The organism is Nostocoides australiense Ben110 (genome assembly GCF_001050535.1).
Classification (GTDB): domain Bacteria; phylum Actinomycetota; class Actinomycetes; order Actinomycetales; family Dermatophilaceae; genus Nostocoides_A; species Nostocoides_A australiense.
This window is the reverse complement of record NZ_HG764815.1, coordinates 1,197,318-1,207,882: the sequence shown is the minus strand read 5'-3', so window position 1 is coordinate 1,207,882 and position 10,565 is coordinate 1,197,318. Positions and strand designations below refer to the sequence as shown.

The window sequence follows — 10,565 nt, the reverse complement described above, 5'->3', positions numbered from 1 at the left end:
CCCCCCCCGCCGAAATCGTCGCCGCGTCACCGGCATTCGCGCCGCAGGTCGCCAAGATCCTGGCGCCTGTCCCGCTGCTGACGGTCGCGCAGGTGCGCGCCGCGCTCGCCGAGCCGACCGCGCCGCAGGGGACAGTATGACGCCCGCCTCCGCCGTCCGCCTGCGGCCGCGGTCGGTGCTCGCCATCGCCGTGGTGTCGGTCGCGGGACTGCTCGCCTTCGGCTGGCCGCTGATCATCGACCCCGGGTCCGGGATCGCGCACGGCGGCGACGCGCCGTTCGTGTTCGCGCTGCTGCTGCCGCTCTTGCTCGCCGTCGTCCTGGCCGAGATCTCCGAGGGCGGGCTCGACGTCAAGGCCGTCGCGATGCTCGGCGTCCTGTCGGCGGTCGGGGCGGTGCTGCGGCCCCTCGGGGCCGGCAGCGCCGGGGTCGAACTCGTCTTCTTCCTGCTCGTCCTCGCGGGCCGGGTCTTCGGGGCCGGCTTCGGCTTCGTCCTCGGCGCCACAACGCTTTTCGCCTCCGCACTGATCACCGGCGGCGTGGGCCCGTGGCTGCCCTACCAGATGCTCGGCGCCGCGTGGGTGGGGCTCGGCGCGGGGCTCCTCCCCCGCGTCACCGGACGCGCCGAGGTGGCCATGCTCGCGGCATACGGCGCGCTGGCCGGACTGGCATACGGCTGGCTGCTCAACTTCTCCTTCTGGCCCTTCGCCGTCGGCACCGGCACCGGCCTGTCGTTCGTTCCCGGCGACCCGGCGACGGCCAACCTGCACCGCTTCGTCCTCTTCTCCATCGCCACGAGTCTTGGCTGGGATCTCGGGCGCGCCATCACCAATGCCGTGCTCATCGCCGTGACCGGGCGTGCCGTCCTGGGCGCCTTGCGCCGCGCGGCCCACAAGGCGGCATTCGATGCGACGCCGGAGTTTTCGAGGGCCCCGGAGGCCTCGGCGATGGTAGAAACACGGGATGAGCCCAGCTGACATCGAGCGCCAGGAATCCTGGCTCAGCCAGGAGGACCTCGCCACGGTCCGTGGCCGGATGCCGATCCTCTATGTCGAGGCCGTTCCGGTGCGCGTCGCGGCCGACGGGTCCGTCACCGCTGTCGGGTTGCTGCTGCGGGCCTCGGACAAGGGTCGGATCCAGCGCGAACTCGTCTCGGGCCGCGTGCTGTTCCACGAGCGGATCCGCGACGCGCTGCTGCGCCACATCGAGAAGGATCTCGGCGCAGTGGCACTCCCCCAGATCCCGCCCATCCCCGTGCCCTTCACGGTCGCCGAATACTTCCCCACTCCCGGGGTCACGGCCTTCCACGACAGCCGCCAACACGCGGTCGCGCTCGCGTTCATCGTGCCCGTCGCCGGCGACTGCGCGCCCCAGCAGGACGCCCTCGACCTCGCCTGGCTGACGCCGCAGCAGGCGGCCGACCCGGCGATCATCGCCGACATGGACGGCGGCCACGGCGTGCTGCTGCGCCACGCCCTCGCGCACCTCGGCCACACCATCTGAACCGGCCCACGACGTGTCCGAGACAACCCCACTCCCACTCCCGGAGGTGCCTCCATGCCCGCGACGGAAATGAAGCGCGACGACGAGCCGAGACGTGCCCAGACACCATGGCGCACAGAGGGTTTGCCGGACAACGCGGCCAAGGACGAGAAGAAGCGGCCAAAACTCAACTGGCGGCGCCTGCTCACCACGCTGGCGCTCACCTACCTGCTGAGCTTCCTCCTGCTCTCCTTTTTCGCTCCCAAACCGCACTCGATGTCCTACACCGACTTCAAGGCGCAGGTCGCGGCCAAGAATGTCGCCGAGGTCTACGCCAAGGGCAACACCATCCAGGGCAAGCTCGCCAAGGCCGTGGCCGAGCCCGACAACGCCGAGGCGACCTTCACCGAATTCGCGACGGAGAGACCGGAGTTCGCCCAGGACGATCTGCTCCAGGAGTTGCAGGAGCAGAACACCAAGGTCGTCGCTGAGCCGATCGTCGGTGGTAGCACGCTAAGCAATCTGATCTTCTCGTTTCTGCCGTGGATCCTCATCATCGGCTTCTACGTGTGGATGATGCGCAAGCAGTCCTCGATGATGGGCGGCGGACTCCTCGGCGGCAAACGCAAGGGCCCGGTCGACCCCGAGTCGATCCGTGTCACCTTCGACGACGTGGCGGGCATTGACGAGGTGGAGGGCGAGGTCGCCGAGATCGTCGACTTCCTCAAGAACCCCGGCAAGTACACCGCGCTCGGCGCGCGCCCGCCTAAGGGCGTGTTGCTCGTCGGCCCGCCCGGCACCGGCAAGACCTTGCTGGCCCGGGCGACGGCCGGCGAGGCCGGCGTGCCCTTCTTCTCCGCCAGCGCTAGCGAGTTCATCGAGATGATCGTCGGCGTCGGCGCCCAACGGGTCCGGCAGCTGTTCGAGGAGGCGCGCAAGGTCGCCCCGGCCATCATCTTCATCGACGAGATCGACACGATCGGCCGGGCCAGGGCCGGGAGCCGCGCCCTCGGCGGCAACGACGAGCGGGAGCAGACGCTCAACCAGATCCTCACCGAGATGGACGGCTTCACCGGCAAGGAGGGCGTCGTCGTGCTCGCCGCCACCAACCGCGGCGATGTCCTCGACCCCGCTCTGGTGCGGCCCGGCCGCTTCGACCGGACGATCACGGTCAATGCCCCCGACGCTGCGGGGCGCGAGCAGATCCTGCGCGTCCATACCCGCGAGGTGCCGCTGGCCGGCGATGTCGACCTGACGGCCGTGTCCAAGTCGACCCCCGGTATGACGGGTGCCGACCTCGCCAACCTCGTCAACGAGGCCGCTCTGGAGGCGGCCCGCAAGGGCCAGAAGGACGTCACCCAAGCCAATTTCTTCTCCGCGCTCGAACGAATCCAGCTCGGCGCGGCCCGGCACGTCGTGATGCCGGAGGAAGAGCGGCGGCGCACGGCATACCACGAAGCGGGACACGCCCTCCTCGGCATGCTGCAGCCCGGCGCCGACCCGGTGCGCAAGGTCTCGATCATCCCCCGCGGCCGCGCCCTCGGCGTCACCCTCTCGACGCCCGACGCCGACCGCTACGGCTATGACGAGATCTACCTGCGCGGGCGCATCATCGGCGCCCTCGGCGGGATGGCCGCCGAGGAGGTCATCTTCGACGTCGTCACCACCGGCGCCGAGTCCGACCTCGAAACCTCGACCGGCATCGCCCGGCAGATGGTGGGCCGGTGGGGCATGTCCGATGCGGTCGGTCCGGTGCAGATCTATCCCACCGACGCCGACGCCCGCTCGGCCGGGTTCTCCGAGGAGATGCTGGCCCGCGCCGATGCCGAGGTGCGCAGGATCGTCGAGGAGTGTTATGCGCAGGCCAAACAGCAACTGACCGAGAACCGCCCCAAACTCGACGCGATCGTCGCCCAGCTGCTCGAGAAGGAGACGCTCGACGAGGGCGAGGTGTATGCCGCGGCCGGCATCGACCGGTCCGCCGCCCCCTCCCCGCAGGACACGATGCCGGGGGCACACGCCGACGGCCCCTGACGGGTGCCAGGCCGTGCTCGACCGGCGCTGGACCTAAGTCAGCGCGTGGCCGCGACCAACGGCACCCCTGCGCCCGGCTCGTGGGTGTGCACCATGAGGCGGACTCCTTGAGTGCGGTGGATCGCGATCCCCTCGCGATCATCGGCCTGTCAAAGAGTCGCCGACATCGACGCTGACGCCGACGACCCGGCTTGCGCGGCGGCGCGCGGCCGTGAACACAAGCGTATAACCGCAGGTCAGCCCCACGCTAGAGACGTCAATGCCATGTCAAATGGCGTAGTCGACGCACACGGGCGCGTGGTCGCTCATCCGGATGCCGTCGACCTCCCGGTCCACCCACGTCCGCCGGGCCGTGCGCGCGAGCCCGGGACTCGCGAAGTGGAAGTCGATCCGCCAGCCGGCGTCCGCGGCATACGTGGTCCCCAGCCAACTCCACCAGGTATAGGGCCCGGCCTGGTCGGGATGGAGCCGGCGCACCACGTCGACGAGGGTCCGCGGGCCGAGCAGGTCCTCCAGCCACGCGCGTTCCTGCGGCAAGAATCCCACCGACGTCTTGCTCCGGCGCCAGTTGGCCACATCGGCCTCCCGGTGCGCCGCATTGAAGTCCCCCATGACGATGAACTCCCGCCCGCGGGCCGCAGCGGAGCGCCGGGAGCGGTTCAGGTGCCGGGTCATCCCGGCCATGAACCGCAGCTTGCGCTCGAAGGCCGCCCCGCCGTCGGGTGCCTCGCGCATGCGCGCCGGGATCTGCAGGTGCGCCGGCAGCCCGCCCTTGGGGACATAGACCGAGGCGACGGTCAGCGGCGCGTCGGCGAGGTCGACCTCGATGTAGCGCCCTTGGTCGGCATACGCTCGCAGCTCGCGGGCGAGGGTGAAGTCGTATCCGGCGGGATCGAGGGTGCGCACCGCGGCGGGGTGCTTTCGTGTGAGGATGGCGACACCATTGCGGCCAGCTCGCGCCCCTGCGTCGTATGCCGCGTGGTAGCCCCCGAACGCCTCATCCGGGAGCGCTGCCTCGGGGCAGCGAACCTCCTGCAGCGCAACGACATCTGGGTCGGTCCGCGCCAGCCAGGTGCCGAATCCGCGTCGCCGCGCCGCGCGGATCCCGTTGACGTTGAAAGTGGCGATCCGCACCGGAGGATCGTATGCGGCGTCAGGAGTTGAATTCGTCCCGATGGCGGGTCATGTCGTGGGCGTCGCGTTCGTGCGCCTCCTCGGGGGTGGGGGCGGTCCCACCGAGCCGGGCCGGGAGATAACGCAGGTCGTCGCCGGTCAACGTCGGATAGGCCGCCTGCTGCCGGTCGAGCTGGGCCTGCATCGCCGCGCTCAGTTGTTCGTTGGCCGCTTCCACATCGCCGCCCTTGGGGATGAAGATCGGCTCGCCGACCTCGATATAGATCGGGATCTTGCTGCGGCCCCGGTGTTTCGGCGCCTCCTTGGTCCACACCCGCTGCGCGCCCCACAGGGTCGTCGGCAGCAGGGGCACGCCCGCGTCCCGGGCCATCCTGGCCGCTCCGGATTTGAACGGCTTGAGTTCGAACGATCGCGACATGGTCGCCTCGGGAAACACGCCGACGATCTCCCCCGACTTCAACGCCGTCAGCGCCTCCCGGTAGGACGCGGCCCCCGCGTGCCGGTCGACCGGGATGTGCTTCATGCCCCGCATGAGCGGCCCGGCGATCTTGTGCTGCCAGATCGAGGCCTTGGCCATGAAGCGGACATACCGCTTGCTCTTGCGCGCTGCCAGCCCGGCGTAGGTGAAGTCGAAGTAGCTGGTGTGGTTGATCGCCATCACCGCCCCGCCCGCACGCGGCACGTTGTGCTCGCCGACGATCGTGAACTGCAGGCCCTGGGCCTTGAACACCGACAGGGCCAAGCCGATGACGGGACCGTAGACGCGCTCCATGGGGCAAGGCTACGGCTCACCACCTTGTCGGTGGCGGAATCTAGGGTGAGTCCGTGGCCATCCACCTGCACCGCGCGGCGCGGACCGATCTCCTCGTGGAGGAGCTCGCGTCCGTGCTCGCCGTGCCGGCGTCCGATCCCTTCGCCACCGAGCTGGTCGTGGTGCCCGCTAAAGGGGTCGAGCGCTGGCTGACCCAGCGGCTGGCGCATCGCCTCGGGGCCGCCAATGGCGACGACGGGGTGTGCGCGGGGGTGCGTTTCCTCTCTCCCAACCGCCTGGTCACCCTGCTGCTCGGCACCGATCGCGACGATCCGTGGCTGCCCGATCAGCTCGTCTGGCCCGTGCTCGCCGCCATCGACGACAACCTCGGTATGCCGTGGGCCACCCAACTCGCCGCGCACCTGGGGTATGGCGACGAGAGTCCCCAGGGCCGGTTGCGCGCCGGCCGGCGGTATGCCGTGGCGCGCCGCCTCGCGGGGCTTTTCGATGCGTATGCCGCGCAACGCCCCGCCCTGCTGCGGTCGTGGGAGGCCGCAGCAGACGTGGGGCCGTGGGAGGACGGCTCGGGTGCGCCGCTCGATGCCGATCTCGCGTGGCAGCCGCACGTGTGGCGGGCCGTGGTCGACCGGGTCAGGCTGCCGACGCCGGTGGCGCGGCACGCCCAGACGGTCGAGTCGTTGCGCACGGCACCCGAGGCGTTCGACATCCCGGACCGGCTCTCCCTGTTCGGTCACACGCGGCTGGCGTCGACCGAGGTCGAGCTCCTGGCCGCCGTGGCCGAACACCGCGACGTGCATCTGTGGCTGCCACATCCGTCCGAAACCCTTTGGGCGGCACTGCAATCGGTCGTCATTGATGGGCCGTGCGCCCGCGCTGACGATCGATCCGTCCTTGCGGTGCGGCACCCGTTGCTCGCCTCGCTCGGGCGCGACGTCCGCGAACTGCAGCGCACCCTCGCCCTTGCCGGCCCGATGAGCGAGGAGACGATCGCCGAGCCGGCCGGGGGCGGCATACCCGACCCGGCGACCTGGCTGGAGTGGTTGCAGGCCGACCTGCGGGCCGACCGGGTGCCGACGACGGCCGAGGCCGCCCAGCGCGGCATACCCGTGGGTGATCGCAGCATCCAGGTGCACGGTGCGCACGGCCCGGCCCGGCAGGTCGAGGTGCTCCGGGAAGTGCTGCTCGGGCTGCTCGCGGACGATCCATCGCTCGAACCCCGCGACATCCTCGTCATGTGCCCCGACGTCGACACCTTCGCCCCGCTGATCCACGCCGACTTCGGGCTGGGCGACCTGTGGATCGGCGACACCCCCGGCAGCAGCCTGCATCCCGGGCACCACCTGCGCGTGCAACTCGCCGACCGGTCCAAGATCTTCACCAACCCGTTGCTCGCGATCGCAGCCCAACTCGTCGAACTCGCCGCCGGGCGGATCACGGCGAGCGAGGTGCTCGACCTGGCAGCGACCGAACCGGTGCGCCGCCGGTTCGGGTTCGACGAGGACGACCTCGAGCGCTTCGCGGCGTGGACCGAGCAGGCCGCGATCCGCTGGGGCCTGGACGGGCGGCACCGCACCGAATTCCAGCTCGACGGACTCGACGCCAACTCGTGGCACGCCGGGCTCGACCGCCTACTGCTCGGGGTGACCCGCGCCGAGGACGGCACGCGCAGTTATCCCTTCGTCCTGCCCCTCGACGATGTCGACAGCGGCAGCATCGAACTGGCCGGCCGCGTCGTCGAATTCGTCGACCGGATCGCCGCGTTCCGCGACGCCTGCACGTGTGCCCAGAGCGCCGCCCAATGGACCGCTGCCCTGCGCGACGGGGTGAGCGCGTTGACCGACGTGCCCTTCACCGACCTGTGGCAGCAGGCCGAGTTCGAACGCGAGCTTGCCGTTATCGCCGGGTCGGCAAGCGCGATCACCCTGTCTCACAGCGATATCCGCACGCTGCTCAGCACCCGGCTGGAGTCTCGCGCGACGCGCGCCAACTTCCGCACCGGCAGCCTGACCGTGTGCACGATGGTGCCGATGCGTTCGGTCCCGCACCGGGTCGTGGCGCTGCTCGGGCTGGACGACGGTGTCTTCCCCCGCGCCAGCACCCCCGACGGCGACGACGTCCTGGCCCGGGCCCCGCGCACCGGGGAGCGCGACGCCCGCAGCGAAGACCGGCAGCTGCTCCTCGACGCGATCCTCGCGGCCACCGACACACTGGTCGTGACCTATTCGGCGGCCGATCCGCATACGGGGGCACCCCGGCCCCCAGCGGTGCCGCTGGGCGAACTCATCGACGCGGCGCGCGCCACGGCGGGCCTCGACCCCACTGGTGCCATTGGTGCCATTGGTGCCATTGGTGCCGACGACGCCGACACCCGGCCGGTGCGCCGCCACCGGCTGCAACCATTCGACACCGAGAACCTCACCCCCGACGCGATCTCCGGCGTGCCGTTCAGCTTCGATCCGCAGTCCGTGCCGGCCGCCCAGGCGCTCCGGGACGGCAAGGCCCTGACCGCGTCCGGGGCCGCGGCGACCTCAGGTCTCGCGGTGCCCGGTCCGCTGCCCATGCGTGACGGCGACGACCTGACCGTCGCCGACCTGATCACCTTCTTCGCCAACCCCACTCGCGCCTATCTGCGTGAGCGGCTCGATGTCGCCTCCCCGCTCGAGGAGGAGTTGCGCCCCGATGCGATCCCGGTCGATCTCGACGGCCTGCAGTCCTGGCAGATCGGAGAGCGGCTGTTGTCGGACCTGTTGGCAGGCAAGGCATCCGTGGAGATCGAGCGCGCCGAACTGCAGCGTGGCAGCCTGCCCCCCGCGGCCCTCGGCTACCGGCTGCTGGTGGACATCGGACCGCGTGCCGACGCGATCGCCGCAGCGACCGGGCGCATCCTCACCGACTCCCCCGTGGCGGCGCGGTCGGTCGACATCGATGTCGAGATCGGCGGTGGCCGGCGCCTCGTCGGGAGCGTCCAACGGGTGCACGACCGGGCCTTCGTGCTGCCGACCTATTCCACTCTCTCGGGCAAGCACCGGCTCGAAGCCTGGATCACCCTGCTGGCCCTCACGGCCGGCACGCCCGCCGGCGCCGGGCCGTGGACCGCACACGCGATCGGACGGCGGGGCAAGGACTCCTGCGTCGCCAATGTCGGCCCGATCGCCCCTGACCTGGCGCGCACCTTCCTGCTCGAGCTCGTCGAGCTGCGCGACCTGGGGCTGTCGATGCCGCTGGCATTCGCGCCCAAGACGTCCTACGACTACGCCGCCCGGCTCCATCAGCTCAAGGGACGCAAGGAGACGCTGGCGCTGGCGGCGGCACGAGAGCAGTGGGAGAAGCGGTTCGACAACAACGACCCGTCCATCGCCCTCCTCTACGGCCCCAATCCGCCACTCGACATCTGGCTCGGCCCGCCGAGCGCGGACGAGGTATGGGAGTTCGCCGGCGAGGCCGAGAGCCTGCCCTCGCGGCTCGGGCATACGGCCATGCGCGTCTTCCGGCCGGCACTGCTCGCGGGGGTGGGCAAGTGAGTGCCCCAACCGCCACCGCCCCGGTCTTCGACATCACCGCGCCCGTGCCTGCCGGGACCACCATCCTCGAAGCGAGCGCGGGCACCGGCAAGACCTGGGCAATCGCTGCCCTGGTCGCGCGTGTCGTTGCCGAGGGCACTTCGTTGGACCAGATCCTCGTCGTCACCTTCGGCCGGGCGGCCACTCAGGAGTTGCGCGAACGGGTCCGCGAACGGCTGATCCGCTCCGAGCTCTATCTGCGCCAGCTCATCGATGGTCACGAGCCGGCCCGGCGCATCGACCGGCTCGAGAAGACCCTCAGCGGCGATGCGAGCGGCACCCGTTTCGACGTGGCGGAGCTGCGCGTCCGCCACCATCGCCTCCGCGACGCGCTCGGTGCCTTCGACGACGCGACGATCGCGACGATTCACCAGTTCTGTCATTCGGTGTTGCGCAGCCTCGGGGTGGCCGGTGACACCGATCCCGGCACGACGCTGGTCGAGGATCTGAGCGATCTGCTGGCCGAGGTCGTCGACGATCTCTACCTCGCGCGCTATGCCCGACTCGACGCGGTCCCGTTCTCGCACAAGACCGCTCGCGAGATCGCGACGAAGGTCGTGGGCGATCCGGCCGCGCGTATCGGGCCGGCCGACGCCGAGCCCGGCAGCGTCGAGGCCGAACGGGTGGCCTTCGCCGAGGAGGTCCGGTCCGAGCTGGCCTACCGCAAGCGCCGCCTGGGGGTGCTGTCCTATGACGACTTGCTCGCCGACCTGGCCGCGGCGCTCGAAGATCCGCGGTCGCCCACCCGCGCGCGACTGCGCGAACGCTGGTCCGTGGTGCTGGTCGACGAGTTCCAGGACACCGACCCCGTGCAGTGGCAGGTCTTCGAGCGGGCCTTCCACGGGCACGGCACGCTGGTGCTCATCGGTGACCCGAAACAGGCGATCTACGCCTTCCGAGGTGGCGACATCAACACCTACCTGCGGGCCCGGCAGGTCGCCGATCACCAGCAGACCCTGGCGGTCAACCGGCGCTCCGACGCTCCTCTCGTCGCCGCGCTGAGCGCAGGACTCGGCGGCATGACGCTCGGGGACCCGGCGGTTGAGGTCCATCCCGTCACGGCGGCCCAGCACGAATCGCGGCTGAGCGGACTGCCCAATGCCCAGCCCTGGCGGCTGCGGGTGGCCTCCCGGGCCATGCTCGACACCGACCCCGACCGGCTCGCCCGGGTCGACAAGGCCCGGCCCATCCTGGCCAAGGACTGCGCCACCGACATCGCCCGGGTGCTGTCCAGCGCAGCCACCTTCGACGGCCGCCCGGTGGCTCCTGGCGATATCGCCGTGCTCTGCCATACGGGCAAGCAGCTGCGTCATGTCCGCGACGCCTTGCAGGCCGCCGGCATCCCAGCCGTCCTGGCCGCCGACGACTCCGTCCTCCGCTCGCCCGCAGCCAAGTGGTGGCTCATGCTCCTCGAGGCCATGGAGATGCCCAACCGGTCGCGGCGCGTGCGGACCGCGGCTCTGACGCCCTTCATCGGCGAGTCCATCACCGCGCTCGATCAGCGGGGCGAGGTCCTGACCGACGACGTTGCCGCCCAGCTGCGGCGCTGGGCCGAGCTGTTCGCGCTGCGCGGCATACCGGCGG

General features: G+C 70.7%; 7 protein-coding genes. 5 read left to right on the top strand and 2 right to left on the bottom strand.

All coding sequences use genetic code 11. The annotated features are described in order from the left end of the window. The first annotated feature begins 136 nt into the window (after nucleotides 1-136). From BN11_RS05800 to ftsH, 3 genes are read left to right on the top strand one after another with little or no spacing between them, the layout of a single operon-like run. Complete coding sequence (locus tag BN11_RS05800) at nucleotides 137-976, top strand: ECF transporter S component (RefSeq protein WP_048695638.1); 840 nt, start codon at nucleotides 137-139, stop codon at nucleotides 974-976. After that, nucleotides 963-1,502, top strand: a complete 540-nt coding sequence (locus BN11_RS05795; RefSeq protein ID WP_048695636.1) for an NUDIX hydrolase family protein — start codon at nucleotides 963-965, stop codon at nucleotides 1,500-1,502. Before BN11_RS05800 ends, BN11_RS05795 begins: the two co-directional genes overlap by 14 nt. 54 nt (nucleotides 1,503-1,556) lie before the next feature. Beyond that, a complete protein-coding gene (gene ftsH, locus BN11_RS05790; RefSeq protein WP_157043992.1) occupies nucleotides 1,557-3,515 on the top strand; it encodes an ATP-dependent zinc metalloprotease FtsH in 1,959 nt (652 codons plus the stop codon). Between the two features lie 267 nt (nucleotides 3,516-3,782). Here the strand turns inward: ftsH and BN11_RS05785 are convergent, their stop codons facing one another. Together BN11_RS05785 and BN11_RS05780 are read right to left on the bottom strand one after the other, a co-directional pair. Continuing rightward, nucleotides 3,783-4,649: an exodeoxyribonuclease III gene (locus BN11_RS05785; RefSeq protein WP_048695631.1), complete on the bottom strand. Its 867-nt coding sequence runs from the start codon at nucleotides 4,647-4,649 to the stop codon at nucleotides 3,783-3,785. 19 nt (nucleotides 4,650-4,668) lie between these two features. After that, a complete protein-coding gene (locus BN11_RS05780) occupies nucleotides 4,669-5,421 on the bottom strand; it encodes a lysophospholipid acyltransferase family protein (protein WP_048695629.1) in 753 nt (250 codons plus the stop codon). A gap of 53 nt (nucleotides 5,422-5,474) precedes the next feature. Between BN11_RS05780 and recC the strand changes: the two genes are divergently transcribed. Both recC and BN11_RS05770 read left to right on the top strand, forming a co-directional pair. Beyond that, nucleotides 5,475-8,942, top strand: coding sequence for an exodeoxyribonuclease V subunit gamma (recC, locus tag BN11_RS05775; protein WP_053084018.1), 3,468 nt, complete (start codon nucleotides 5,475-5,477; stop codon nucleotides 8,940-8,942). Next, nucleotides 8,939-10,565 (top strand): UvrD-helicase domain-containing protein (locus BN11_RS05770; RefSeq protein ID WP_048695627.1); only part of this gene is annotated, 1,627 nt, incomplete at its 3' end. The genes recC and BN11_RS05770, both read left to right, overlap by 4 nt.

Excerpts from the sequence above, each read along its gene's own strand:
- ftsH (WP_157043992.1), top strand. The coding sequence starts at position 1,557 with ATGCCCGCGACGGAAATGAAGCGCGACGACGAGCCGAGACGTGCCCAG.
- BN11_RS05780 (WP_048695629.1), bottom strand. The coding sequence starts at position 5,421 with ATGGAGCGCGTCTACGGTCCCGTCATCGGCTTGGCCCTGTCGGTGTTC.
- BN11_RS05795 (WP_048695636.1), top strand. The coding sequence starts at position 963 with ATGAGCCCAGCTGACATCGAGCGCCAGGAATCCTGGCTCAGCCAGGAG.
- BN11_RS05800 (WP_048695638.1), top strand. The coding sequence starts at position 137 with ATGACGCCCGCCTCCGCCGTCCGCCTGCGGCCGCGGTCGGTGCTCGCC.